The 25,263-nt window shown below is 66.5% G+C and carries 22 protein-coding genes; 9 read left to right on the top strand and 13 right to left on the bottom strand.

What is annotated here, in order from left to right; genetic code table 11:
• Position 1: 1 nt before the first annotated feature.
• Positions 2-3,148 (bottom strand): multicopper oxidase domain-containing protein, encoded by a 3,147-nt coding sequence (locus ACH49N_RS28210; protein ID WP_358270877.1) that lies wholly within the window; start codon positions 3,146-3,148, stop codon positions 2-4.
• Positions 3,149-3,268: 120 nt separating this feature from the next.
• Entirely contained in the window at positions 3,269-4,036 is a 768-nt protein-coding gene (locus ACH49N_RS28215; protein ID WP_358270875.1) for a hypothetical protein, read from the bottom strand.
• A gap of 209 nt (positions 4,037-4,245) precedes the next feature.
• On the opposite strand from ACH49N_RS28215, the gene ACH49N_RS28220 reads away from it, so the two are divergent.
• Positions 4,246-6,486 (top strand): NADP-dependent isocitrate dehydrogenase, encoded by a 2,241-nt coding sequence (locus tag ACH49N_RS28220; protein ID WP_358270874.1) that lies wholly within the window; start codon positions 4,246-4,248, stop codon positions 6,484-6,486.
• A gap of 27 nt (positions 6,487-6,513) precedes the next feature.
• On the opposite strand, the gene ACH49N_RS28225 is transcribed toward ACH49N_RS28220, so the two are convergent.
• The 5 genes from ACH49N_RS28225 to ACH49N_RS28245 all read right to left on the bottom strand — a co-directional run bounded on the left by ACH49N_RS28225 (position 6,514) and on the right by ACH49N_RS28245 (position 10,197).
• Complete coding sequence (locus tag ACH49N_RS28225; RefSeq protein WP_358270872.1) at positions 6,514-7,146, bottom strand: hypothetical protein; 633 nt, start codon at positions 7,144-7,146, stop codon at positions 6,514-6,516.
• A 64-nt stretch (positions 7,147-7,210) separates the two neighbouring features.
• Positions 7,211-8,404: an ABC transporter permease gene (locus ACH49N_RS28230; RefSeq protein WP_358270871.1), complete on the bottom strand. Its 1,194-nt coding sequence runs from the start codon at positions 8,402-8,404 to the stop codon at positions 7,211-7,213.
• Entirely contained in the window at positions 8,401-9,297 is an 897-nt protein-coding gene (locus ACH49N_RS28235; RefSeq protein WP_358270869.1) for an ATP-binding cassette domain-containing protein, read from the bottom strand. The genes ACH49N_RS28230 and ACH49N_RS28235 overlap by 4 nt, the downstream gene beginning before the upstream one ends.
• 32 nt (positions 9,298-9,329) lie before the next feature.
• Positions 9,330-9,869, bottom strand: a complete 540-nt coding sequence (locus ACH49N_RS28240; protein WP_250775050.1) for a hypothetical protein — start codon at positions 9,867-9,869, stop codon at positions 9,330-9,332.
• Between the two features lie 22 nt (positions 9,870-9,891).
• Positions 9,892-10,197 carry a helix-turn-helix transcriptional regulator gene (locus ACH49N_RS28245; protein ID WP_358270867.1) on the bottom strand — a complete coding sequence of 102 codons (306 nt, stop codon included), beginning with the start codon at positions 10,195-10,197 and terminating at the stop codon, positions 9,892-9,894.
• Between the two features lie 146 nt (positions 10,198-10,343).
• Here ACH49N_RS28245 and fdxA point away from each other — a divergent pair, with 146 nt between their 5' ends.
• Positions 10,344-10,670, top strand: a complete 327-nt coding sequence (gene fdxA, locus ACH49N_RS28250) for a ferredoxin (RefSeq protein ID WP_005244047.1) — start codon at positions 10,344-10,346, stop codon at positions 10,668-10,670.
• A gap of 1 nt (position 10,671) precedes the next feature.
• Here fdxA and ACH49N_RS28255 read toward each other — a convergent pair whose 3' ends face one another.
• Both ACH49N_RS28255 and ACH49N_RS28260 read right to left on the bottom strand, forming a co-directional pair.
• Entirely contained in the window at positions 10,672-12,309 is a 1,638-nt protein-coding gene (locus ACH49N_RS28255; protein ID WP_358270864.1) for an ABC-F family ATP-binding cassette domain-containing protein, read from the bottom strand.
• Between the two features lie 61 nt (positions 12,310-12,370).
• The gene (locus tag ACH49N_RS28260; protein ID WP_358270862.1) at positions 12,371-12,964 is read right to left on the bottom strand and encodes a class I SAM-dependent methyltransferase; all 594 of its coding nucleotides are present in this window, start codon (positions 12,962-12,964) and stop codon (positions 12,371-12,373) included.
• Positions 12,965-13,102: 138 nt separating this feature from the next.
• Here ACH49N_RS28260 and ACH49N_RS28265 point away from each other — a divergent pair, with 138 nt between their 5' ends.
• Complete coding sequence (locus ACH49N_RS28265) at positions 13,103-13,957, top strand: aldo/keto reductase (protein ID WP_358270861.1); 855 nt, start codon at positions 13,103-13,105, stop codon at positions 13,955-13,957.
• On the opposite strand, the gene ACH49N_RS28270 is transcribed toward ACH49N_RS28265, so the two are convergent.
• The 3 genes from ACH49N_RS28270 to ACH49N_RS28280 form a co-directional block, all read right to left on the bottom strand.
• The gene (locus ACH49N_RS28270) at positions 13,954-14,397 is read right to left on the bottom strand and encodes a cupin domain-containing protein (protein WP_159919929.1); all 444 of its coding nucleotides are present in this window, start codon (positions 14,395-14,397) and stop codon (positions 13,954-13,956) included. The genes ACH49N_RS28265 and ACH49N_RS28270 overlap by 4 nt on opposite strands.
• Before the next feature lie 32 nt (positions 14,398-14,429).
• A complete protein-coding gene (locus ACH49N_RS28275) occupies positions 14,430-15,143 on the bottom strand; it encodes a hypothetical protein (protein ID WP_358270860.1) in 714 nt (237 codons plus the stop codon).
• Positions 15,144-15,259: 116 nt separating this feature from the next.
• Entirely contained in the window at positions 15,260-16,756 is a 1,497-nt protein-coding gene (locus tag ACH49N_RS28280) for a phospholipase D-like domain-containing protein (RefSeq protein ID WP_358270859.1), read from the bottom strand.
• 91 nt (positions 16,757-16,847) lie between these two features.
• Between ACH49N_RS28280 and ACH49N_RS28285 the strand changes: the two genes are divergently transcribed.
• A complete protein-coding gene (locus tag ACH49N_RS28285; protein ID WP_358270857.1) occupies positions 16,848-17,990 on the top strand; it encodes a lipase family protein in 1,143 nt (380 codons plus the stop codon).
• Here ACH49N_RS28285 and ACH49N_RS28290 read toward each other — a convergent pair.
• Positions 17,962-19,053 (bottom strand): NAD(P)-binding domain-containing protein, encoded by a 1,092-nt coding sequence (locus ACH49N_RS28290; protein ID WP_358270856.1) that lies wholly within the window; start codon positions 19,051-19,053, stop codon positions 17,962-17,964. The genes ACH49N_RS28285 and ACH49N_RS28290 overlap by 29 nt on opposite strands.
• Before the next feature lie 143 nt (positions 19,054-19,196).
• On the opposite strand from ACH49N_RS28290, the gene ACH49N_RS28295 reads away from it, so the two are divergent.
• The 5 genes from ACH49N_RS28295 (at position 19,197) to ACH49N_RS28315 (ending at position 25,263) form a co-directional block, all read left to right on the top strand.
• Positions 19,197-19,928 carry an enoyl-CoA hydratase gene (locus tag ACH49N_RS28295; protein ID WP_358270854.1) on the top strand — a complete coding sequence of 244 codons (732 nt, stop codon included), beginning with the start codon at positions 19,197-19,199 and terminating at the stop codon, positions 19,926-19,928.
• A gap of 44 nt (positions 19,929-19,972) precedes the next feature.
• Positions 19,973-21,088: an MBL fold metallo-hydrolase gene (locus tag ACH49N_RS28300; RefSeq protein WP_159919939.1), complete on the top strand. Its 1,116-nt coding sequence runs from the start codon at positions 19,973-19,975 to the stop codon at positions 21,086-21,088.
• Positions 21,089-21,125: 37 nt separating this feature from the next.
• Positions 21,126-22,457 (top strand): MFS transporter, encoded by a 1,332-nt coding sequence (locus ACH49N_RS28305; protein ID WP_358270852.1) that lies wholly within the window; start codon positions 21,126-21,128, stop codon positions 22,455-22,457.
• A gap of 36 nt (positions 22,458-22,493) precedes the next feature.
• Positions 22,494-24,944: an HAD-IC family P-type ATPase gene (locus tag ACH49N_RS28310; RefSeq protein WP_358270850.1), complete on the top strand. Its 2,451-nt coding sequence runs from the start codon at positions 22,494-22,496 to the stop codon at positions 24,942-24,944.
• Between the two features lie 127 nt (positions 24,945-25,071).
• Positions 25,072-25,263 carry an antitoxin gene (locus tag ACH49N_RS28315; RefSeq protein WP_358270848.1) on the top strand — a complete coding sequence of 64 codons (192 nt, stop codon included), beginning with the start codon at positions 25,072-25,074 and terminating at the stop codon, positions 25,261-25,263.

A 25,263-nucleotide genomic window follows, 5' to 3' on the forward strand; every position in this document is an offset into this window, starting at 1 on the left:
TCTACCGCCCACCGAGCGGCACCGGTCCGCTCGGCGCGGGCAGGGGAGGCAGAACGCCCAGTGGGGACGGCGCCAGGGTGCCCGCCTGCGGGTCGGCCCTGCCGAGCCCGAACTTGCGGACCTCGGCGCCGCCCGGTCCGGCACCACTGACGAGGAGATCTGCGCCCGTGGTGGTGCTCGTGGTGGCCACCTGCACGCCGCTGCCCGGGAATGGCACGAAGGCGGCGATCTGCGTGAAGGTGACGGGCCCCGAATGATGGTTGGGGCTTTCGAGATACATCGCCGGTTCGCCGTCGAGTCGTGAACCGCTCGACCAGACGCGAACCGTGCCGTCGCCGCCGAGCATGCCGGTGACGATGCTCTGAGCGCCGCCCTCGGCGCCCGCGACCCACCCGGTCGACAGGGAGACGCCACCGGTATAGCCCTCGTCGAAGGCCAGGAAGTCCGAGGTGGTCACAGGTCCGGCAGCGTGGCCGGCATGCTCGTCCGCCGATCCGCTCGCCTCGGCCGCGGCGGTCGGGGTGTACAGGTCGTAGCGAAAGGTTTTGACGCGGGGTGCTTCACCCGGACCGGGCGCGGTGACGATGCTGTCGCGGCCCGAAACGGCGTCGACCATGCCGGTGGCAACTGTGGCACCCGACGTCGATCCTGGGTACGGCGTGAAGCGCCCGAACAGTCCGGGGGCCGTGCCCTTCTCGTCGGGAAGGCCGAAGATCTTCACTTCCGACTCGATTCCGGGACCGGAGCCGACGATGATGTTGTCGGCCAGGGCGTTGCCGTCGATGTCCGCGCCTGCGACGGTGACACCACCGCGGAATTCCGAGTCGAAGGGCGCGAAACGGGTGAGCTCGGAGAGGAACTCGTCTGCTCCGTCGTAAGCCACCACCTCGGGTGCCACACCCGCACCCGTGCCGGCCACGAGGTCGAGCACCATGTCGCCGTCGACGTCGGCCATGGCGACGGTCGGCGTTCCCTCGAACGAGGGAAAGGGCGTGGCGGTCGAGACGAGCCTGTCACCGTTGCCGTCGTAGACCTGCACGGTCGCCGCCCTGCCCGGTGATCCAGGTACCGCGACCGCGTACGTTGACACCTCGGGGATCACGTTGACGGTGGCCATCAGCCCGTTGTCCTCGTGGTTGAGGCGATGGCAGTGGATGACGAAGGTGCCGATGTACTCGGTGAACTTCGTGCGCAGCGTCACCGAGGCCGGTACGAGCGGATTCTCGTTCGCGTCGGTCACCGGCGCCGGCACGTTGACGTTGTCCTCACTCCACATCTGCACCCCTGTCCTCGTGCCTGCGACCGGGTCCACGATCTCGGTGACCTGAAAGTCGTTGACGTGGATGTGCATCGGGTGTTCGTCGTTGTTGAGATTGGTGATCAGCCACTCCTCGACGGAGTTCAGCCGGGGCTGAATCAAGGGAATGTTGGGGAAGGTGTTGTCGTCGAACTCGTAGGTGAATGCCTTGGGGTCGCTGTTGCTGGCTTTCTCGTTGCCGAAACCGCCCGAGACGGTGAGGGTGCGTTTCACGTCGGGCGTCATCGCCGACGTGTCGACGAAAGACGTGTAGGCGTCGAGTTTCTGCCCGGGTTCGAACGGTGTGGTCCGTCCCTGGCCGTCGTCCGGTGTGGCCTGGATGAGCTTCTGCGTGGGAAAGGTGAAGAACCCGTCGGCGTAGCTGATGACCGACGGATCGACGGTGACGGTGCCCAGAACGGCGGGCGGGTTCTCGGTGCCGTCATTCGTGTACAGCACACCGGGATTGCTCACCGACTGCGCGTTCTCCAAGGGCGGCATGTCCAGCACCAGGTCGCCGGTCGGCGGCATCGTCACCGCAATCGCGTACCGCGACGCCGGCGGGATGACGAGCCGGGTCCCGTCACCGCCGACGGGCCTCTCGACCTGAGGGAAGGGATTACCGTCCTGGCCGACCACCGCAAATTTCGGGTGGTTGCCCGTGGCCGTCTCGGTGAGGCGCAGCGGCATGTAGGCGAAGTCGCTGATGTTCGCGAGCACCCAGATTTCGGTCTGTCCCGCTTTTAGCTTCAGTTCCGGCTGGAACTGGCCGTTCACCGTGTACTGCACATCGCGCTGATTGTCCGGCAGGGACGGATCCGCGGGGATGTTCGTCGTGTCGCTGCTGAAACTCTGCAGGTTGCCGGGCACGAACTGGTTCTGTCCCCGGTGGTTGGCGGGCGACAGCGGTCCGCTGTACCAGTTGGTGAAGTACTGGGCGCCCTCCGACGTCTCCGAGAAGTTCACCGGGGCCAGGCTCGGCGAGTACGTGCCGTCGGCGAGCTGGTCGCCTTCGGGAGGCGTCAGCGTGCTCACGTACTGCGGCCAGTTCGGGTCGTTCAGCTGATGCCCGCCGCCCATACGGTCGAACACGAAGTTGTACTGCAATGCCATGTCCCGAATCGGGATGTCGTTCTCGGTCACCAGCGGTAGGTTGCCGTCGGGACGCCCGATCTCGAGGAGTCCCGCGAGCCCGAGATATGTCTGCTGCGCCGTGACCGTGTGGCGGTGGCTGTGATACCAGTACAGGCCGTTCGGCATGTTCTTCGGCACCGCGTAGTCGTAGACGTTGCCTTTGCCCGCCGGGATGTCGAGTAGGACGTTGTCGGCGTTGCCGTCCGGACTGACATGAAGTCCGTGGGTGTGGAGATTGAGCGGTGACGACGTCAGAGCCGGTGGGTAGATCGGTACGTCCCCACCTGCGGGTGTGAAGGCGGGATCGTAGAAATCTTCGATCGTCAGGTTCTGCAGGTCGTTGTCGTAATGGATGATCAGACGCTCACCCGGATCGACCCGCAGTGTCGGGGCCGGGTAGACACCGTCGGCCTCCGTCGAAGCGTCGGAGGCCGTGCCTCGGAGAACCTCGTACCCGAAGAGCAGAAAATTCGATACCGGCGCAGAGGCGGTGTCGAGGTCGACGGTGCCCTGGCGGGCCGAGAGCCGCACTTCGAGGACCCCGCCGTCGCTCGTCAGCTTCACCGGCTCCTGGTACGCGACGGGCGTGCCGTCCGGCCCAAAATTGCCACCACCTGCGGTGGTCGTCTCGGATGCGCAGCCGGCGAACATCAGAGTGAGCGACGTGACCATCGTGACAGCGACCAGGACGACCGGCCTTCTACGACGGACGACCATGACGTTCCCCGTTCCACGACCGCACGTGAGCAGCGCCGATCGACATATCGAACGCTACACGGCACGAACAGCCCCTATCAGGGGATTCGCGCCTTCCCCCGCTCACGACACGGCACGGCCTCAGCCCCTCTCGTAGTCGCGTAGGTACTCCGCCAGCGGAGCGTGCCGTTGTATCCGCGACACGGCGATCCGGCGCGCCACCACCCACATCAACGCGGAGATGACGACGGCGAGGACGACGCACGGCGCGAAAGTGGCGGTGTCGATCCGGGTAGGCGCATCCGCGGGTCGCACCGAGCGCCAAAGCGCGACTGGGGCGACGGCAACCGCCACCGACAACGCCGGGAACACGCCGTAGGGAAGTACCAGCAGGATCAACCACCGGACGACGACGGTGCGCCACCGGGCGCGTTGCTCCCACCGCCACCGCAGGGACCGCTGATGGTAAGGGAAGAACACCCCCACCAGACTCGACCCGACCAGCGGACCGAACGGGCACAACGCCACAGCGACGACCACCACGGCAGTGAACATCCAGTCCCGCTCCACGAAACCGACGACGATCGCGATGGTCGCGCAGAGCGGCGCGATCAGCATCCACAACGCCACCGCCTTGGCGCCGAGAATCCTGCGCAGCGCGGTGCGGTCGTCGAGCGAAGCGAGAACTTTCTCCCGGTCCGGTGCCAGCACGTTGGTCGCGGTGACATCGGCGTACATCCAGCCGGCCAAGGCCAGGGCGAAACCCGACGGTCCGGTCCACTCGAACAACCAGTTCCGCGGCAGCAGGAACCAGGCCCCGATCATCAGGACGGCGTTGAACGCGACGGTCGCAAGGGTATCCGCGGGGTTGCGCCAGATTCTGATCCACTCCGCGTGAAGAGCGGCCACGACGTTCAGGGTAGAGCGCGCGGCATCGGACGTAGGTCTGTTTCCCGTGCGTCGAGCGGTGGACGAAACCAACCGCAGTGAAGCGGAGTTCGGAGTACCGGGTACCGGCGCTCGAATATGGTTCTATTGATCTCGCACGTAGCCTGGTTTTCGTCGCGATGCCACGAGCACCTTTCGAAAACGGACCGAACTGACGCGGGAGAACAAGCATGAGCGCCGATAAACAGTCGACCATCATCTACACGCTGACCGACGAGGCGCCGTTGCTTGCGACCTACGCCTTCCTGCCGATCGTGCGGACCTTTGCCGAGGCCGCGGGCATCGAGGTCGAGTCCAGCGACATCTCGGTTCCGGCGCGCATCCTGGCCGAGTTTCCCGAGTGTCTGACCGAAGAGCAGCGTGTCCCGGACAACCTCGCCGAGCTGGGTCGTCTGACACAACTGCCCGAGACCAACATCATCAAGCTGCCCAACATCAGCGCGTCTGTGCCGCAGCTCCTGGCCGCCATCAAGGAGCTCCAGGGCAAGGGCTACCAGATTCCGGACTTCCCGGACCCCCCGAAAACCGACGAGGAACGTGAGATCCGGCAGCGCTACGGCAAGATCCTCGGCAGCGCGGTCAACCCTGTCCTGCGTGAGGGCAACTCCGATCGCCGCGCACCCAAGGCGGTGAAGGAGTACGTCCGCAAGCACCCGCACAGCATGGGTGAGTGGTCGATGGCCTCGCGGAGCCACGTGGCGCACATGCGGCACGGCGACTTTTATCACGGCGAGAAGTCGATGACGCTCGACCGGCCGCGCACGGTCAAGATGGAGCTGGTGACCAAGGGCGGCGAGACGATCGTTCTCAAGCCCGGGGTGGAACTGGGTGAGGGCGACATCATGGACAGCATGTTCATGAGCAAGAAGGCCTTGCTCGATTTCTACGAGGAGCAGATGGAGGATGCGCGCAAGACGGGCGTGATGTTCTCCCTCCACGTCAAGGCGACGATGATGAAGGTCTCGCACCCCATCGTCTTCGGTCATGCGGTGAAGACGTTCTACAAGGACGCCTTCGCCAAGCATCAGAAGCTGTTCGACGAACTGGGCGTCAACGTCAACAACGGCCTCGCCGACCTCTACGACAAGATCGAGAAGCTGCCCAGCACGCAGCGGGAGGAAATCAGTCGGGATCTGCACGATTGTCATGAGCACCGTCCCGAGTTGGCCATGGTCGACTCCGCCCGCGGCATCTCGAACTTCCATTCGCCCAGCGACGTGATCGTGGACGCCTCGATGCCCGCGATGATCCGCTCGGGCGGCAAGATGTACGGCGCCGACGGACGGCCCAAGGACGTCAAGGCAGTGATGCCGGAGTCCACGTTCGCGCGCATCTACCAGGAGATCATCAACTTCTGTAAGACCAACGGCGCGTTCGACCCGACGACGATGGGTACCGTCCCCAACGTCGGGCTCATGGCGCAGAAGGCCGAGGAGTACGGCTCGCACGACAAGACCTTCGAGATTCCGGAGGAGGGCGACGCCAATTTCGTCGATGTCGACACCGGTGAGGTGCTGCTCACCCAGCACGTCGAGGCGGGCGACATCTGGCGCATGTGCACCGTCAAGGACGCGCCTATCCGCGACTGGGTCAAGCTTGCGGTCACCCGGGCGCGTAACTCCGGCATGCCGGTCCTGTTCTGGCTCGACCCGTACCGTCCGCACGAGAACGAGCTGATCAAGAAGGTCGAGCTGTACCTGCAGGATCATGACACCGAGGGCCTCGACATCCACATCATGTCGCAGGTGCGCTCGATGCGGTACACGCTGGAGCGGCTCATCCGCGGGATGGACACCATCGCCGCGACCGGCAACATCCTGCGCGACTATCTCACCGACCTCTTCCCGATTCTGGAACTCGGCACGAGCGCCAAGATGCTGTCGATCGTGCCGCTGATGGCCGGCGGCGGCTTGTACGAGACGGGCGCCGGCGGGTCGGCGCCCAAGCACGTCAAGCAGTTGGTGGAGGAGAACCACCTGCGCTGGGATTCGCTCGGGGAGTTCCTTGCCTTGGCCGTCAGCCTGGAGGACCTCGGGATCAAGACCGGCAACGATCGGGCCAAGATCCTGGCCACGACGCTCGACGCAGCCACCGGCCGGCTCCTGGACACGAACAAGAGCCCGTCGCGCAAGACGGGCGAGCTCGACAACCGGGGCAGCCAGTTCTACCTCGCGATGTATTGGGCGCAGGAACTCGCCGCGCAGACCGAGGACGAGGAACTGGCACAGCACTTCGCCCCGCTCGCGGAGGGGCTGGCCGAAAACGAGGACACCATCGTGCGGGAACTCATCGAGGTTCAGGGCGAAGCGGTCGACATCGGCGGCTACTACAAGCCGGACAGCGACAAGACGGTCGCCGTGATGCGGCCGAGCAAGACCCTGAACACCACGCTGGCGGGCACCCAACGCTGAGCCCGAACGCCCGGGCGATCTTTCGGTTCAGGTCCGCTCTGCCACCGGTGGTGTGACCGCCAGGTCGTCGAGCAGCCCCAAGAATGCCCGGGCTCGGGGGAGGTCAGCGGTGACCGCCGCGACAGTGGTCCAGTCGACCTGTTCGCGTAGTGCGCGGGCGACCGGCAGCATCGGCACGAAGTTCCACCGATGAGCATCGAGATGACGAAGTTCGTCGATCATCAGATCGGTTGCGCTGAGGACCGGTGCCCAGATCTGCCCGATTCGCATCGTCTCGGCCCGTTCGAGGAGTCCGTGTCCGGTCCCGGTGGTGCGGGACGGATACAGCAGGGTGATCCGGTGATCGCCGTCGACCAGCAGGCGTGACCCGAGCCGTGGGGAAACGAGGGGCCGCATCCCGCCCGTCGCCAGCGCAGCCCTTGCCCCGGCCAGGTGAGTGTCCGAGGCGATGATGGTCACGGGGTGCTCGGCCGGCGGTCCGCCGCGGGCGTACACCGCGCAGTCCCCGCCCACCGCGAACGGCACTTCGGCGGCCCAGAGCAGGGACACCACCCGCCGCAGCGTTCGCATCAGCTGGGCTTCGCGGTTCGGAACCTTCCGGACGGTGGGGTGTTCCTTCGCCCACGGCACACGATGGCGCGACAGGTGTTCTGTGGTCATGACCCTGGATACCCGGCGCTCCGGACCTCAACCGTGCGACGGGTGTTCCGGGAGATGCGCGACACTAGCGTCCCAGTGCCTCTTTCCACGACACGACCTTGCCGATACGCAGGATCGAGCGCTGGTAGATCTTGGCGGCCAGCACACTCAGCGCGGCAGTCACGGCGAGCATCAGTGCCACGGTTGCCACGACCTGCGTGGGTGATGCCACGCCGGCCGCGATCCGCAACGGCATCAGGATCGCGGAGAACGGCGGGATCCAGCTGAGTACGTTGCTCACTGTGCCGTCGGGGTCGCTCACCGAGGAGAACGCGCTGAAGAACATGATGACGATCAAGACCATCAGCGGTGACGCCGTGGCGTTGACGTCTTCCTGCCGGGACACCATCGACCCTGCAGCGGCGTAGAGCACGGCGAAGAACGCGAAACCGAGGACGAACCAGCCGAGTGTGCCCACCAGGACCCCGAGTGCGGTACCGGTCACGGTGAGGGTGCCGGTGGCGAGGCCTGCGCCCACGCCGGCCACCCCGTACGCGGCCAATTGCAGCAGACCGACGGCGCCGATACCGATGACCTTGCCCCACAACAACTGCAGTGGCCGCAGCGTCGACAGCAACAGTTCCACGACGCGGCTCGACTTCTCCTCGACGACGCCCATCGCGACGTACATCCCGAACATCATGATCTGCATGTAGAGCAGCACCACCACGGCAACCGACAATGCCACCCGCTGCCCCTTCTCCGGGTCGGGCGGGTCCAGGGCGTCGACCGTCACCACCGCCTTGCCGGCTTCCTCTGCCAGTTGAGCGGGATCGACACCCTGCGCCGTCAGTGCTTCGGCCTGTGCTCGTTGCAGCACGGCGCCGTCGATCACGGCACGTAGGCCGGAGCCGATCTCCGATTCGGTGACCGCGGTGGCAGAGCCGTCGGCGCCCGGAATGAGGACCACGTCCAGATCACCGTTCTCGACGCGTTCGCGGCCGGCCTGTTCGCTGTCGATCACCGTCACCTCCACGGGGGTGCCCACGGCGTCCCCGGTCGCGACGAGAACCGGTGCGAGCGCCTGGTCGCCGACGACGCCGATCTTCGCCCGGTCGTCGCCGCCGCCCGAAAAGAGCGAGTAGGCGACGATACCGCCGATGATCGCGAGGAGAATGATCACGTTGCTGATGAGGAAACTCTTCTTGCCGACCTGTGTCAGAAACTCGCGGCGGGCTACCAAGCCGATGGCACGGACAGGACTCAGTGGGGCGCTCATGCCGTCACGACCTCTCGGAACATTTCGGTGAGGGACGGCCTGTGCAACGAGAATTCGTGCACCGGGCCGGTTTTCAACGCGGTGTGGAGTATCAGCTGATCGTCCACGTGTGGTTCGAGCGACAGCAGGGTCCGGCCGTCGACGTGGCTGATCGTGGTCACACCGTCGAGGTGGTGCGCCCACCCGACGGGAGCTTCCGGTGCATGCACGTCGAGTTGGACGTTGCCGGCGCCGCGTAATTCCTCGACAGTCCCGACCGCACGCATCTTCCCGGACGCGATGATGCCCACCCGGTGGCACAGGCGCTGCACCAGTTCGAGCTGATGGCTCGAAAAGATCACCGGGACACCGGTTCGCGCCTTCTCCAGCAACACCTCGCTCATGACGTCCACGGCGACGGGATCGAGCCCGGAGAACGGTTCGTCGAGCACCAGGACCGCCGGATCGTGGACCAGCGCTGCCGCGAGCTGGACTCGTTGCTGATTACCCAGCGAGAGTGCATCCACGGTGTCACCGGTGCGGTCCGAGATGCCGAGGCGTTCGGTCCACCGGCCTACCGACTCGCGGGCAGCCGCGCGCGTGAGACCGTGCAGCTCCGCGAGATACGCGAGTTGCGCACCCACTTTCATCTTCGGGTACAGCCCGCGCTCCTCGGGCATGTAGCCGATGGTCCGTCGCACCTCGAGGTCCACGGGCTTGTTCCCGAGCCGCACCTCACCCGAGTCGGCGGACAGAACGCCGAGGGCGATACGCATCGTGGTGGTCTTTCCGGCGCCGTTGCTGCCGACGAATCCGAAGATCTCGCCGGGCCGCACGTCGAACGAGAGGTCGTCGAGTGCGACGACGTCGCCGTACCGTTTGGAGATGCCGTCGATCGTGAGGGTGTGAGACATGGGTCCTTCCCATTTCGGAGGGCGAGAAGTTGTCATGGCGTCAGGTCTTCCGGTTCCGGATCGGGTTGTGTCCAGCCCAGAATCATGGCCGGGGTGCATCCGCCGACCATCAGCGCGGTGACCACGAGGAGACCGGCGGCGTACGGCACGTTGCTGTGATCGCCGTCCTGCGCGCCGACGAAAATCAGGTACAACCCGGGAACGAGCGTCAGCAGCTGGGTCACCGTGAGTCCGATCGACCGGGCGCTGTTCCGCTGCTGGATCTCCCACTCGTCGAGTGCATCACGGGGTGCGTCACCCTGCCGTCCGGAGACTATCTGCAACGTCGTCCACAGTGGGAAGAAGAAGAGGCAGGCGGGAAGCCACAGCAGTGGTCCCACCGCCATGTCGAAGTGGCACACGATCCCCACGGCGACCATGAACACGAATGTGAGCGCAAGGAGCACGACGAGTAGCCGCCGGCGGCGCTGTGTCCGCCACCCCGGCAGCCACGTCCGATAACGGGCTTCGTTCTGCAAAAACCTTCGGGTGCGGAAACCCTGGTACCGCTCCAACAGAGTCGTGTCAGGCAGAGTTGTATCAGGCAGAGTCGTGTCAGGCATCGGAACTCCTCTCGCTTCCTGTTTCGCGCACCGGACGGGTGTTGTGGTAGAGCTCAGTGGACAGTGGACCGAATTCGGTCCGGGAGAAGATCGCCTCCACGGGTAGCTCGAACACCCACGCGATGCGGAAGGCGAGGTCCAGGCTGGGGTAGTGGTTGCCCCGTTCCAGCGCGCCGACGGTTTGCGGATTGACGTCGATGAGGCCCGCCAGCTGTGCCCGGCTCATCCCTCGCTCGGCGCGAAGCACCCCGATGCGGTTGTAGATGGGAAGAGACTCCCCCCGGCGAACTGGACTCACACACAGAAGTGTTGTGAAAACCCAACGATTTGTCAATTGTGGGCAACGATCCGCGCGCCGAAGTCGACTTCAGTTGACCACGGGCAATTGAGTGGCAGAGTGGAGGCGATTCGCGCCGGACGGCAGGAAAGGCCAGGATTACTGACGTGACGTATACCATCGCCGAGCCCTGTGTCGACGTTCTGGACAAGGCATGCATCGAAGAGTGCCCGGTCGACTGCATCTACGAGGGTGGTCGGATGCTCTACATCCACCCCGACGAATGCGTCGACTGCGGAGCCTGTGAGCCCGTGTGCCCCGTCGAAGCCATCTTCTACGAGGACGATGTCCCCGATCAGTGGGTGGAATACACGAAGGCGAATGCCGACTTCTTCGACGACCTGGGGTCGCCGGGAGGTGCGGCGAAGCTGGGCAAGGTCGACTACGACCCGCCGTTCGTCAAAGCCTTGCCGCCCATGGCCGAAGGCGACTGACCTACTCCTCGAACAGCCGGCCCGCATCCATCCGCCACCGGCGGGTGCTGCGGGTCGTCTCCAGCATCCGGCGGTCGTGGGTGACGAGCAGCAGGGTGCCGGCGAAATTTTCCATCGCCTGCTCGAGTTGCTCGATCGCCGGAAGGTCGAGGTGGTTTGTCGGCTCGTCGAGCACCAGGAGATTGACTCCGCGGGCCTGCAACAACGCGAGTGCCGCCCGGGTGCGCTCGCCAGGGGACAGCGACGACGCGGGACGCAATACGTGGTGGCCCTTCAATCCGAATTTCGCGAGCAGTGTTCGCACGTCGGCGTCTGCCCAGTCCGGCACCTGGGCGGCGAACGCGTCGGACACCTTCTCCGCGCCTTCGAACAGGCCGCGCGCCTGATCGATCTCGCCGATCGCCACACCCGAGCCGAGCGACGCGCTACCCGCGTCCGGAACGAGCTTGCCCAGCAGTACCTTCAGCAGCGTCGTCTTGCCGGAACCGTTGGCGCCGGTGATGAGGATGCGATCACCCCAGTCGACCTGGGTGGTCACGGGCCCGAACTCGAAGTCGCCGACGCCCTGGGTGATCGTGGCACCATTCGCCGTCGCGACCACGGACCCGCTGCGGGGGGCAGCGGCGATCTCCATGCGCAGTTCCCACTCCTTGCGGGGTTCCTCGACCACGTCGAGTCGCTCGATTCGGCGTTGGGTCTGACGGGCCTTCGCGGCCTGCTTCTCGGTCGACTCGGTACGCAGGCCCTTTCCGATCTTGTCGTTGTCCTTCGCTTTCCGCCGCGCGTTGCGGACGCCGTGCTCCATCCAGTTGCGCTGCATCTGCGCGCGGTCTTCCAGCTCCGAACGGGTGCCCGCGTACTCTTCGTAGGCCTCGCGGGCATGCCGTCTGGCAATCTCCCGCTCCGCGAGATACGACTCGTAGCCGCCGTCGTACACGGCGATCTGCTGCTGAACCAGGTCGAGCTCGACGATGCCGGTCACCGTGCGCGCAAGGAACTCGCGATCGTGGCTGACCACCACCATCGCTGCCCTGCTGTCCGCGACGAAACGCTCGAGCTGTTCGAGCCCGAGGAGATCGAGGTCGTTGGTCGGCTCGTCCAGGAGAAGGACGTCGTAGCGGGACAGCAGCAGCGACGCCAGCCCTGCCCGCGCGGCCTGCCCACCCGACAGGGCCGTCATCGGGGCGGTCAGCGGCACCCCGAGCCCCAGCTCGGCGACCACCTTCTCGGCACGTTCGGCGAGATCGGCTCCGCCCAGCGCCAGCCACCGTTCGAGAGCGGGTGAGTAGAGATCCTCCTCCGACTCGCCCAGGGTTTCGGCTGCGGCGTTCATCGCGTCCTCGGCCACGGTGACGCCGGTGCGCCGTCCCAGGAAATCGAGAACGGTCTCACCTGGCACACGCTCGGGCTCCTGAGCGAGGTAGCCGACCGCGGCGTCGGGTGGGCTGAGGATGATGCTGCCCTCGACGTCGGCCGATCCGACGCCGGCCAGAGCGGTGAGGAGGGTGGATTTGCCTGCGCCGTTGGCGCCGACCAGGCCGGTGACGTCGCCGGGGGCGACAGTCAGGTCGAGGCCGGAGAACAGTGTCCGCTCACCCCGCGAAGCCGACAGTCCGCTGATGCGCAGTGTTGCAGTCACCTGGGCATTATCCCCCGTGCGCACTTGTGCACCGCGGGCGGTGGACAAGTGCGCACAGGGGTCAGCGCTTGACGAGGCGGAACCAGCGGGGGTCGGCCTTCTTCAGCGGCCCGGGCATGCCCGTGGTGTCGGCGTCCACGTCGGAAGTCAGCTTCCACGCCTCGAAGGTGCGCTCGACGTTGGAACGGGAGGCACCGCGGGGGAGGGGTCCCCGGTGACCCGGGCCGAATGCGAACATCAGGAGAGTGGCTCCCGGTTCGGTGACGGTGGTGACGTTTTCTGCGTACGCGATGCGGTCGGCGTCGCTCATGCCGTGGTAGCACCCGACGTCGAGGACGAGGTGGTAGCCGCGGCCGACGGTGTGCTCGAGATCGGTGGCGTCCGCACGGAGAAACCGCGCGTCGACGCCCGCCTTCCGCGCTTTGGAGCGTGCCTTGTCCAGCGCCAGCTGGACGGTGTCGATTCCGGTCACGTCCCAGCCTCGCCTGGCCATTTCGATGGCATGGTCGCCCGTCCCGCAGCCGACGTCGAGGACTTTGCCCGGTGGGGTGTCGCACGGGGCGAGCAGACCTTCGATCTGATCGCCGAAGATTCGGCCCGCTTTTACCCAGGGTGTGATCTTGAACCGATAGGCCAGTTCGTACCCGAGGCCCATGCTCGCCCCTTCCGATGGGTGCGTCCCCACCTGAACACACCACTGCCGACCGATTACCCGCTCGCCACCGGACGACACGCAACGTCCACATCCTGAGACTGAGGAACATCCTCGTCGGGTGTCCGGTTGGATTCACCTATGGGTTTAAACGCTGCACAGAGTCCTGTACCTGTACCTACGGTCACGCTGAGCGACGGGAACAGCATTCCTGCGCTGGGCTTCGGTGTCTGGCAGGTACCCGACGACGAGAGCTACGGCGCGGTCACCGAGGCGCTGAACGCGGGGTACCGCAGCATCGACACAGCGCGCATCTACGAGAACGAGGCCGGGGTGGGCCGTGCGCTGGCCGACTCGGGCATCGCTCGGGACGAACTGTTCGTCACCACCAAGCTGTGGAACGACGATCAGGGCTACGACTCCACGCTCCGCGCTTTCGACGCGAGCCTCGGCCGGCTGGGCCTCGAGTATGTGGACCTCTACCTCATCCACTGGCCGGTGCCGTCGGCGGATCGATACGTCGAGACCTTCAAGGCCTTCCAGAAGATCAAGGCCGAAGGGCGCGCCCGTTCGATCGGCGTTTCCAACTTCACGCCGGCCACCCTCGAGCGCCTGATCGCCGAAACCGGTGAGGTGCCGGTTCTCAACCAGGTGGAGCTTCATCCTCGATTCAACCAAGCCGAGTTGCGGGCTTTCCACACCGGGAAGGGAATCGCGACCGAAGCGTGGAGCCCACTCGGGCAGGGCACCATCCTCGAGGACGAGTCGATCACCGCAATCGCGGCGGCACACGGTAAGTCGACAGCGCAGGTGATTCTCCGCTGGCATATTCAGATCGGGAACGTGGTGATCCCGAAGTCGGTGACCCCTGAGCGCATCGCCGCCAACATCGACGTTTTCGACTTCGAATTGACCCCCGACGAGATCAACACGATCGGCTCCCTCAGCCGCCCGGACGGCCGTCTCGGCGGCGACCCGGACACGTTCGCCGGCTAGACCAGCCGAAAATCCTCGAAGTCGAAACCCGGGGCGACGACGCAACTGACGAGAGTCGGTTCGTCGCCCGCCGGAGTGGCGCGCTGCCAGTGTCGGGGCGGGACCAGTAGCTGTGGCTGCTGGCCCGCCGCGACGTCGGGTCCGAGAATGTGCGCTGCCGGGGCGTCGGGTTCGCCGCCGTCACCACCGAGGTCGAGGCGCAGTGGGCTGCCCCGGTGGTAGAACCAAATTTCGGCACTGCGCACCGTGTGCCACGCCGACTGCTGATCGGGCAGCAGGAGGAACAGGATCGCGGTGCCTGCCGACCGCGGTCCCGGATAGTCGGCGGGCAGACTTTCGGCGGGGACGGTGATGTCGCTGCGCCACGTCTCGCGATACCACCCGCCCTCCGGATGAGGAGTGAGATCGAGGGTGCGCGCCCAGTCCGGAAGATCTGTCATGAACCCATTGTGTTCTGCCGATGGCGCACCCGTCACTCGGTCGCCCGATGGCGTTCCGGATCATACGGCTCGAAAAACGACTCGCCGACCACGAACATGCCGCGCTGTGGCAACCAGAAGTCTCCCAGTCGCGCTTGATGATCGAGCGGTCCAGGCGGACCGATGTCGACGCCGTCGACCATGGCCCGGCTGTCGTCGACGGTCCACAGCATCCGTGGATTGGCGCGGAACCATTGGCCGTTCGACACCGTCCCGGTGAGGCCGACCTTTCCGGCGCGCAGCACTGGTCCCGCCACCTTCGACATCGCGGACAGCACCTTGTCGCTCCGCCACCAGGCCGCAGGCATGAGGCGGCCGATCCCGGTCATCGCCGCGGTGGCAACCGAGCGACCGAGCTCGAGTTCCCACACGATCTTGTGCCGTATCTCCACGGTGAAAGCGCGCGGACCGGTCCACTGGGCTGAAATGTCGTCCACCCGTGCGGCTTCGAGTTCCGAGCCGAAGTAGCGCGCGCAACTCGAGCTGGGTGGGACGCTGCTGTAGATCACCCAGTTCCCGGCCGGGTCGCGATGCCACACCGAGTCGTACCCTTCCCCGACCGAGCTCGCCGGGAAATGCCGGAACGCGAGGTAGTGCCCGCTGGCGAACGGCAGGCCCATCACCCCGTACCCCGCGAAACGCTCCTCGTTCAGACCGGCGGGAAGCGGCGTGTCGCGTTGGGCGATCGATCGCGGGCTGTCCGTCATCACGGCCTCCTCGGCTGAGCCCTGTCCGTTCATCATACTTTCCGGGAGCTCGAATTCCGGTACTCAGCAACCACATCAGGCGACGCGTCACTCGGTTGCGGGGCGCAGCCTGTAGCTCACGCGTGTTGCGATCCGGCCGCTTTCCTGCGTCGGACCAGTCTGCGCCGGAACCGGGTCCAGTTGGTCCTCTCCCAGATGCTCGGCGGTGTCCGTTCCGGGTCCATCAATTCGCTCTCGGCCAGCGGGCTGTCCTCGCCCTCGACGATGTCCGGTTCGAACGGCATCAGCGTCCGGCCGTCGCCGCGCAGCGCCTCGACGGTGGCCAACAACGAACCCTTCTCGGTGAGAAGGTCGTCGAAGGTGTCCGACGCGACGTCGAGGTGCTCGCACAACAGCTGACGCCGTATTCCGACGATGGTGTCGCGGAGTCGGTCGCCGTCCGCGGTGTCTGCCGTCACCTCGACCGCCAGGTCGCACTCCGAGTCGAAACCCATCGACCGGTTGTTGAGGTTCGACGAGCCGACCCGCAGAAGACGGTCGTCCATCACCAGAATTTTGGCGTGTACGTAAATGGGGTTTCCGCCTGCGGTGACCGGGTAGTACACGCCGAGCTTGCTGCCGGCGTCGGCGTCCCACAACAGGTGCAGCAGTCGTCGGCGGGCCCCGTCCATGGCCAGCCGCTCGAGCCACCCGTCGGCGTTGCGGGGCAGCACCAGGATGATCTCCGGGCCGTCCGGTTCACGCAGTCGCGTGGCGATCGCCTCCGCGATGGTGCGGGACGCCAGGTACTGACTTTCGATGTACAGCGATCGTGCCGCGCCCGCGATCGCCGCCAGATAGAGAGCCTCGATCTCGCGAACCTCCCCCCGATCGGCGAGTTCGGGGAGAGTACGGGCGATGCCGACGTCGACGGAATGCATCGTCGGCTCCAGCCCGTCCGGCCAGGGTGTCGTGTGCGCGGTGTCGTCGAGCGCCGGAAGTTCCTTGCCGGTGGCGGTCTTCCATCGGGCGCGGGCCTGTTCGCTGACAGCTTTGGCGGCGTCACCGTCCACCGCGGTGGTCGCGTCGTGCCACGGCCCGTAGCGGTTGCCGTTCGGCTGGGTGCGGTAGTGGTTGTCGTCCCGGTGATCGGAGGTGTCCCAGCGGTCGACGGTCATGTCGATACCGCCGCAGAACGCGAGCGTGTCGTCGATCACGACAATCTTCTGGTGATGAGCGGACCCGACCGGGTGAGCTCCGTCGATCTCGAAATGCAACCGGCGATCCGTCACCCAGTTCACCATGAACACCGGGGTCATACCGCGCCCGATCGCCGCGAAGGCCCCGATGTTCCACTTCAGCAGATAAATCTCCAGATCGGGACGCTTCCGGGTCAGCCAGACGAGGAATCGTCCCAGCCGATTCGGGCCCTCGAGCGTCTTCTCGTCCGGCTCGAACTTGATCCGGGTGTCGAAGTCCCAGCCGATCAGGATGATGCGGTGCCGGGCCTGGAGCATTGCAGATTTGGCGTGGCGGAAGTAGTCGGCGGCGTCGACGATGCACGCCAGCCGATCGGCGTGCGTGACCTGCCAGCACGTCTCGCCCGGTGCGAGTATCGGGCTCTCGTAACTCATGTTTCCGCTCTCCCCGTCCGGTGGGACCGCCCTACCCCCGAAGGCGGACGATTCACACTACTGCCATCCCTGCGCGGACTACCGTGGAGAGGTGCGGCGTTGGTGGCGCATCGTGGCGTTACTCGCACTGGTCAGCGTGCTAGGGGCACCCACTGTCGGTGCGGTGCCGGTGCGCCCCGATGACCGTCCCGGAACGGTCATCGCATCCTCCGAACTCCCGGCGGAGCTCCGTCTCCCGGGTGCAGGCGCCGCGTACCGGATGACCTATCGCACCACCGACCGGCACGGCGTCACGCCCTGTACCGGAATGCTGTTCGTGCCGGCAGGCCCACCGCCCGACGGGGGCTGGCCGGTGATCGCCTGGGCGCACGGCACGGTGGGGAACTCCGATTACGACGCTCCGTCGGTGACCGGCGTCGACACGGAGTCGCGAGACTATGTCAGCAGCTGGCTGCAGAGGGGCTACGCCGTCGCGGCGACGGACTACGTGGGGCTGGGCACTCCGGGGGTACCGCCCTACCTCGACGGCAAGGTCGCCGGACGCAGTGTCGTCGATTCGGTCCGCGCTTCGAGGGAGGCCGACGACACCCTGTCCTCGTCCTGGGTCACGGTCGGACTGTCACAGGGTGGGCAGGCCTCCGTGTTCGCCGCCCACGCTGCCACCACCTACGCGCCGGAGCTCGACTACCGCGGCGCCGTCGCGGGCGGTGTGCCCTCGAACATCGAGCTGGTGGCGCCGTGGAGTGGTCCCTGGTTTCCGCCGCAGGGGCTCGCAGGCCTGACGGTGTACATGTCCTATCTGATCGCCGGGTTCCGCGACGCGTATCCGGAACTCGACCTCGACAGTTACCTCACCGAGGCGGGGAGGCGATTGGTCGATGCGGCGCCGGAGTTGCCGTTCCGCGACTTCGCGAGGCTGACGCGCAACGTCTCGGTGGCCCAGATGCTGTCGCGCGGGCTGGACGCGCCCGACCTGCAGTCGGCGCTGCACGAGTATCTGGAAGTACCCGTCGCCGGCTACGACCGCCCGCTACTGATCGTTCAAGGTGTCACGGACCCGTCGGTGCCGTTCCCCCTGACGGACAAACTGGCCGCCGACATGCGCCGAGCGGGAACCCCGCTCGACTACCGCATGTACTCGGGCGGCCACTTCGGCAGCATGTACCAGTCCGCGCCGGAGCAGGCCGTGTTCGTGGCGGCACTGTTCAGGCAGTCGACTCGAGGTACCGGGTGAGTTCGCGTGCGGCGGCTTGTCCCGCACGGTTGGCGCCGATGGTCGACGACGACGGCCCGTAACCGACCAGATGGATCCGCGGATCGGCAGCTACCTGGGTGGCCAGCCGCCCCGTCATCTCGATGCCGCCGCCCGGGCCGCGGAGTCGCAGCGGCGCCAGATGGTCGAGCGAACTGCGAAATCCCGTGCACCACAAAATCACATCGACGGTCTGCTCACGCCCGTCGGCCCAACGGACACCGGTCGCCGTGATCTCGCTGAACATGGGCAACCGGTCCAGCACCCCGCGCTCGCGGGCGGCGCGAATAGCGGGAGTGACAGGGAGGCCGGTCACCGACACCACCGAACCGGGCGGGAGACCACGCCGGACCCGATCCTCGACGAGGGCGACCGCGGCTCGACCGATCTCGGGAGTGAAAGGCTCGTCCCGGAACTCGGGCGGACGCCGGGTAACCCACGTGGTGGTGGTGACCCGGGAGATCTCGTCGAGCAGTTGCACCGCCGAGATCCCGCCGCCGACCACCAGCACGTGGCGTCCCGCGAACTGATCCGCCGACGAATAATCCTTGGTGTGGAGCTGCTGTCCGGCGAACAACTCCGCGCCCGGATATCGGGGGATGAACGGGCGCTCCCAGGTGCCGGTGGCATTGATCAGCCCGCGAGCGGTGAAGGTGCCCGCGTCGGTCTCGATCCGCAGCCGCTGCTCGCGGGCACACACCACGCGCGTGTGCACGGGCCGGTGCACCGGCAATTCGAACTGTTTCTCGTACGTCGCGAAATACTGAGGGACGGCGGTCGACGCCTGCACCTGGGCCGCCGCCACGTCATCGACGTCGACGCCGACCGCATCGGCGAAGGACAGGCCGGGAAGGTCGTGCACCCCGTTGACGGTGCTCAGGGTCAGTGACGGCCAGCGGAACTGCCAGGCGCCCCCGGGCCCGGCCGCATGGTCGAGAACCACGAACTCCGTCTCCGGCTCCACCCCCAACCTGCGCAGGAAGTAGGCGGCGGACAACCCCGCCTGACCGGCCCCGATCACCACCACGTTCACATTCCGACTCATGTTCGTCCTTACCTCCCCTTGGACAACTATCCGACCGGCTCCCGTGTTCCGCCCGTTCCGGCGTGTGGTTGGCTGGCAGCGGTCCAGTCGGGTGGGCACGTCAGCAACGCAACGGACAGCAAACACGGAGAAAGCGAGTGGACATGATCGGGACGAGTCGTGACGGCGACGTCATCACCCTCGAATTACAACGCCCCGACCGCCGGAACGCCCTGAACACCGAACTCTGCGAGCGCCTGCGCGAGGAGATGGAGACGTCCGTCACCGACGGCGGACGAGTGATCGTGCTCACCGGACAGGGCACCGCGTTCTGCGCGGGAGCCGATCTGTCGGGCGACGTGTACGCCGACGGGTTCACCGACACCCTGCTCGAGATGCTGCACACCCTCGACTCGGTTCCCGTCCCGGTGATCGCCGCGATCAACGGTCCCGCCATCGGCGCAGGAAGCCAGCTGGCCCTCGCAGCGGACCTGCGGGTGGTGGCCCCCGAGGCGCGTTTCGCCATCCCCGCTGCCAAGCTCGGTATCTCCGTCGACAGGTGGACCGTGCACCGGCTGGCGTCGCTGATCGGCGGCGGACCGGCCCGCACCATCCTTCTCGGGGCCGAGGAGGTCGGTGCCGACGAGGCCCTCGCCCACGGTCTCGCCAACAAGCGTGGCGGCCTCGCTGTCGCACAGCGCTGGGCGCACTCCATCGCCCGGCTCGCCCCGCTGTCGTTGCAGCACCTCAAGATGGTTCTCAACGACGACGGAACCCAGAGCCCGCCGCCGCCCGAGCAGCTCGCCGCACTCCATGCCGCGTGGAAGAGTTACGACGCCCACGAAGCGCGGGTGGCACGCGCGGAGAAGCGGCCCCCGGTGTTCCGGGGCCGATAGCCGGCCGGGCCACGTACGGCGCACTCGTGGTTACAGTTGTCGGGATGAACGCGAAACGCGCTGTGACCACAGTCCTGGCAACTGCCACACTCGGGTGGCTGACGAGGGCTGCGTGGGGACTGCCCGCGCAGATCGGTGCGTCCCGCGCGCAGGTGCGTCCCTACGCCGCGGTGTCGCCGAGATACCGCAACCAGCAGTTCCACAACTCCGACCCCGGCAGCACGATGTTGCCGGGATCGGAAACCGGAATCCTGAAGGCGCTCGTCACCCGGGGTACCGCGGGACGACCGCGCAGGCCGATTCCCCTGGCCACGCCCCTCGCACCGGTCGAGGCAGCCGACGTCGCGGTCACCTGGTACGGCCATTCGAGCGTGCTCGTCGAGGTCGACGGGTACCGGGTCCTGGCCGATCCGGTGTGGAGTCGCCGGGTGTCTCCGTCGACGTTCCTCGGTCCGTCCCGCATGCATCCCACACCGGTGCCACTCTCGGACCTGCCTGCGGTCGACGCCATCGTCATCTCCCACGATCACTACGACCACCTCGACATGGCGACGGTGCGGCAACTCGTCTCGAGCCAGAAGGCGCCGTTCGTCGTCCCGGTCGGGCTCGGCGCGCACCTGCGGCGGTGGCGGGTGCCGGAGGAGCGGATCGTGGAACTCGACTGGGACGAGTCGACCACCGTGGGTGCGCTCACGCTGACCTGCACGGAGGCGCGGCACTTCTCCGGTCGCGGGCTCGTCCGCAACACCACGCAGTGGGCGTCGTGGGTTCTCGCCGGCCCCGAACGCACCGTGTTCTTCGGTGGTGACAGCGGATACACCCCGAGGTTCGCAGATCTCGGCCGCCGCTACGGGCCGTTCGATCTCACCCTGCTGCCGGTCGGTGCCTACGACCCCCGGTGGGCCGATATTCACATGAACCCCGAAGAGGCGGTGCAGACACACACCGACCTCCAACAGGGCGACGCCGCCCGCGGACTCCTGGTTCCCGTGCACTGGGCAACCTTCAATCTCGCCTTCCATGCGTGGTCCGAACCGATCGTGCGGCTCGTCGAGGCCGCGGAAGACAGCGGCACGACGGTGGCCGTGCCGATGCCGGGCCAGCGCGTCGACGTGACGAAGCCGACGGCGCAGACGCCGTGGTGGACGGCCCTCGGCTGATCTGTGGAACGCGGTGCCGGGTGCTAACTTCCGGTCCATGAACACACGAACCCAGCGGCTGGACGAGCTTCCCTTCACCCGGAAGCACGGAAAGCTGCTGCTCGGCTCCGGCGTGGGGTGGGCGCTCGACGCGATGGACGTGGGGCTCATCTCGTTCGTGATGGCGGCGCTGGCCGTGCAGTGGAAACTGAGTTCGACGGAGCTGTCGTGGATCGGGTCGATCGGCTTCGTCGGCATGGCGGTGGGTGCTGCCCTCGGCGGGCTACTCGCCGACCGGATCGGACGACGCCAGGTATTCGCGGTCACGCTGCTGGTCTACGGCCTCGCGACCGGTGCTACCGCGCTCGTCGGTTCGGTCGCTCTGCTACTCGTTCTGCGATTCGTCGTCGGCCTCGGTTTGGGCGCGGAACTTCCGGTGGCGTCGACGCTGGTCAGCGAGTATGCGCCGCGCAAGGTGCGGGGGCGCGTCGTGGTGGCGCTCGAGGCGTTCTGGGCGCTCGGCTGGATTCTGGCCGCGCTGATCGGTTACTTCGTCATCCCTCTCGGTGACGACGGATGGCGATGGGCACTGGCCGTGGGACTCGTCCCCACCCTGTACGCGGTGGCGGTGCGGATCGGACTGCCCGAGTCGGTGCGGTTCCTCGAACGACAGGGCCGATACGAGGAAGCGGAAGCCGCGGTCCGCTCATTCGAGGAATCGGCGGGCGTGACGGCCGCGGTCGATGGTGGCAACGCCGACAACGCTGCCGGCCCCGACAGCGCCACCCCGCAGCCCCCGGCAGAGTCGATCTGGTCGCCGCGGCTGCGGTCCCGGACGGCCGCGCTGTGGACGGTGTGGTTCTGTATCAACCTCTCCTATTACGGCGCCTTCATCTGGCTGCCGAGCCTGCTCGTCAACCAGGGATTCGACCTTGTGAAGTCGTTTCAGTACACGTTGTTCATCACGCTCGCCCAACTGCCCGGTTATGCGGTCGCCGCCTGGCTGATCGAGGTGTGGGGCCGCCGCAGCACGCTCGCCACGTTCCTCCTCGGCTCCGCGGTGGCGGCAGGGCTGTTCGGACTCGCGGATACGCCCACCACCATCGTGGCCGCCGGAATGATGTTGTCGTTCTTCAACCTCGGCGCGTGGGGTGCGCTGTATGCGATCGGTCCGGAGCTGTATCCGACGTCGGTGCGGGCGGCAGGGACGGGTGCGGCGGCGGCCTTCGGCCGGATAGCGTCGATCCTTGCGCCGTTGATGGTTCCCTGGCTGCTGATCGGCGGGGGAAACGCACTGGTGTTCGCCGTGTTCGCGGCAGCATTCCTCGTGGCCGCCGGTGCGGCGTTCACGCTGCCGGAGCGGGCCGGGATGGTTCTCGAGGCGGGATGACCGCCTGTCGCCGCCCCGTTGCGTAGCCTGTGGACCATGGCGTACGACGAGACCGGTACGGACGGCGTTGCCGTCCTCGCTGCGCACGGCTTGACCGCCGACCAGGTCGCCGAGCGGGTGGCCGCAGGCAAGACCAACGACGTGCCGGACCGCGCCAGCCGGTCGATCCGCGACATCGTGCGCGCCAACGTCTTCACCCGGATCAACGCGATCCTCGGCATACTGTTCGCCATCGTTCTGGCGACGGGTTCGATCATCGACGGGATGTTCGGGCTGCTCATCATCGCGAACAGTGGCATCGGCATCATCCAGGAGATCCGCGCCAAGCGGACTCTGGACGAACTTGCCATCGTCAGCCAGACCAAACCGGTGGTGCGCCGCAACGGATCGGCCGTCGCGATGGCGCCTCGGGAAGTGGTGCTCGACGACCTCATCGAGCTGGGATCGGGCGACCAGATCGTCGTCGACGGTGTCGTGGTGGAGGCGAGCGTGCTCGACATCGACGAATCGCTGCTCACTGGCGAGGCCGACCCGGTGCACAAGGCGGTGGGTGATCCGGTTCTGTCGGGGAGTTTCGTTGCCGCCGGTAGCGGCTGCTATCGGGCGACGAAGGTCGGCAGTGACGCATATGCCGCGAAACTGGCGGAGGAGGCCAGTAAGTTCACACTCGTACATTCGGAGTTACGCAGCGGCATCGACACGATTCTGAAGTTCATCACGTACCTAATGATTCCGGCGGGGCTGCTCATCATCTACAACCAGCTGTTCTCGAGCGGTCAGGCGTTGCGACCGGCGTTGAACGGCATGGTGGCCGCACTGGTGCCGATGGTGCCCGAGGGGCTGGTGCTGATGACGTCGATCGCGTTCGCCGTCGGCGTGGTCCGGCTCGGCCGGCGTCAGTGTCTGGTGCAGGAGTTGCCCGCCATCGAAGGGCTCGCCCGGGTCGACGTGGTGTGCGCCGACAAGACGGGCACGCTTACCGAGAACGGGATGCGCCTGTCCGAATTGCGTTGCGCTGTAGCCGAAGATGTCGGTCCGGCCGGCGCCGCACTCGCTGCCCTGGCCGCCGACGATCCACGCCCCAACGCCAGTGTCCTGGCGATCAAGGAGGCGTTCCCGGACGATCCCGGCTGGGGCGACGCCACGGCGGAGGCGCCGTTCTCCTCGGCGAAGAAATGGAGCGGACAGTCGTACGGTTCCCACGGGAACTGGGTGCTCGGCGCACCGGACGTTCTCCTCGACCCGGGCAGCGCCATGGCACGGGAGGCGGAGCGGGCGGGTGCGTCGGGACTGCGGGTGCTGCTCCTCGGCAGCGGAGACGTTCCGGTCGACCATCCGGCGGCGCCGGGAGTTGTCACGCCTCGCGCCCTCGTGATCCTCGAGCAGCGGGTGCGACCCGATGCGCGCGGCACCCTCGAGTACTTCGCGGGTCAGAACGTCACGGTCAAGGTGATTTCCGGGGACAACGCCGTGTCGGTCGGTGCCGTGGCCGGATCGCTCGGCCTTCCGGGTGGGAACCGACCCGTGGACGCCCGCACCCTCCCATCGGAACCCGAGGCCCTCGCCGATGCTCTCGAAGAATCCACCACGTTCGGCCGGGTGCGGCCGGATCAGAAGCGGGAAATGGTGGCAGCGTTGCAATCTCGCGGCCACACGGTGGCGATGACGGGTGACGGTGTCAACGATGTTCTCGCGCTCAAGGACGCCGACATCGGCGTGTCGATGGGATCGGGAAGCCCCGCGACGCGGGCGGTGGCACAGATCGTGTTGCTGGACAACAAGTTCGCCACCTTGCCGTACGTGGTCGGTGAGGGTCGCCGGGTGATCGGCAACATCGAACGCGTCTCCAACCTCTTCCTCACCAAGACCGTCTACTCGGTGTTGCTGGCGTTCCTGATCGGCCTGACGGGTGCGCTGTCGCAGATTTTCGATTTCGAACCGGTCCCATACCCCTTCCTGCCGAGGCACGTGACCATCGCGGCCTGGTTCACCATCGGTATCCCCGCATTCATCCTCTCGCTGGCTCCCAACAACGAACGTGCCCGCTCCGGCTTCGTCCCACGGGTGATGCGGCTGGCGGTGCCGTCGGGCGTCATCATCGGTGTCACCACGTTCATTTCGTACCTCCTGGTCTACGCCGGGCCCGAGCAGACCCAGACGCAGAAGGTGCAGGCGGGTACGTCGGCACTAATCACACTCATCATGATCGCGCTGTGGGTGCTCGCCGTCGTCGCACGCCCGTACGTGTGGTGGAAACTGGTCCTGATATTCGGGTCCGTTGCGGCGTACCTCATCCTGTTCGCCCTCCCCTTCACGCGGACGTTCTTCGAGCTCGACCCGACCAACGTGGCTGCCACCACGTCGGCGCTCACCTGCGGTCTCGTCGGGGTGGTTCTGGTGGAGCTGGCGTGGTGGGTGACGGGCCGCCTCCACGGAGAGCATCGACGACTCTTTGCGCCACCGGCGGATCTGCCGGGCCGCCGTTGAGGGCGGTGGCTCGCGCCCTGATAACGGGAGCGTTGGCGTCCCCGGCTCGATGCTGTGAGACTGGGTGCGCTGCGAGTGTTCGATCTCGCGCAGACGCAATGTGCGCAAGCACAGAGGAGGAAGAACGATGAGTTTCGCCAATACACTGAAGGGCCTGCTGGGCAAGGGGAAGGTTGCGGCCTCGCAGAACGCGGACAAGGTTCACGGCGCCATCGACAAGGCTGCCGACATCGCGAACAGCAAGACCGGTCGCAAGTACAGCGACAAGATCGACAAGGCTGCCGACGCGGCGAAGAAGGCAGTTCCTCCGAAGGAGTGA

Source organism: Rhodococcus sp. NPDC019647, assembly GCF_044389235.1.
In the GTDB taxonomy this organism is placed as follows: domain Bacteria; phylum Actinomycetota; class Actinomycetes; order Mycobacteriales; family Mycobacteriaceae; genus Rhodococcus_F; species Rhodococcus_F oxybenzonivorans.

Bases quoted from the DNA above. Each gene is read 5' to 3' on its own strand.
- ACH49N_RS28290 (WP_358270856.1), bottom strand. From the start codon at position 19,053: ATGAGTCGGAATGTGAACGTGGTGGTGATCGGGGCCGGTCAGGCGGGG.
- ACH49N_RS28270 (WP_159919929.1), bottom strand. From the start codon at position 14,397: ATGACAGATCTTCCGGACTGGGCGCGCACCCTCGATCTCACTCCTCAT.
- ACH49N_RS28275 (WP_358270860.1), bottom strand. From the start codon at position 15,143: ATGACGGACAGCCCGCGATCGATCGCCCAACGCGACACGCCGCTTCCC.
- ACH49N_RS28210 (WP_358270877.1), bottom strand. From the start codon at position 3,148: ATGGTCGTCCGTCGTAGAAGGCCGGTCGTCCTGGTCGCTGTCACGATG.
- ACH49N_RS28305 (WP_358270852.1), top strand. From the start codon at position 21,126: ATGAACACACGAACCCAGCGGCTGGACGAGCTTCCCTTCACCCGGAAG.
- ACH49N_RS28220 (WP_358270874.1), top strand. From the start codon at position 4,246: ATGAGCGCCGATAAACAGTCGACCATCATCTACACGCTGACCGACGAG.
- ACH49N_RS28260 (WP_358270862.1), bottom strand. From the start codon at position 12,964: ATGGGCCTCGGGTACGAACTGGCCTATCGGTTCAAGATCACACCCTGG.
- ACH49N_RS28235 (WP_358270869.1), bottom strand. From the start codon at position 9,297: ATGTCTCACACCCTCACGATCGACGGCATCTCCAAACGGTACGGCGAC.
- ACH49N_RS28265 (WP_358270861.1), top strand. From the start codon at position 13,103: ATGGGTTTAAACGCTGCACAGAGTCCTGTACCTGTACCTACGGTCACG.
- ACH49N_RS28295 (WP_358270854.1), top strand. From the start codon at position 19,197: ATGATCGGGACGAGTCGTGACGGCGACGTCATCACCCTCGAATTACAA.
- ACH49N_RS28300 (WP_159919939.1), top strand. From the start codon at position 19,973: ATGAACGCGAAACGCGCTGTGACCACAGTCCTGGCAACTGCCACACTC.
- ACH49N_RS28280 (WP_358270859.1), bottom strand. From the start codon at position 16,756: ATGAGTTACGAGAGCCCGATACTCGCACCGGGCGAGACGTGCTGGCAG.
- ACH49N_RS28230 (WP_358270871.1), bottom strand. From the start codon at position 8,404: ATGAGCGCCCCACTGAGTCCTGTCCGTGCCATCGGCTTGGTAGCCCGC.
- ACH49N_RS28315 (WP_358270848.1), top strand. From the start codon at position 25,072: ATGAGTTTCGCCAATACACTGAAGGGCCTGCTGGGCAAGGGGAAGGTT.
- ACH49N_RS28310 (WP_358270850.1), top strand. From the start codon at position 22,494: ATGGCGTACGACGAGACCGGTACGGACGGCGTTGCCGTCCTCGCTGCG.
- ACH49N_RS28225 (WP_358270872.1), bottom strand. From the start codon at position 7,146: ATGACCACAGAACACCTGTCGCGCCATCGTGTGCCGTGGGCGAAGGAA.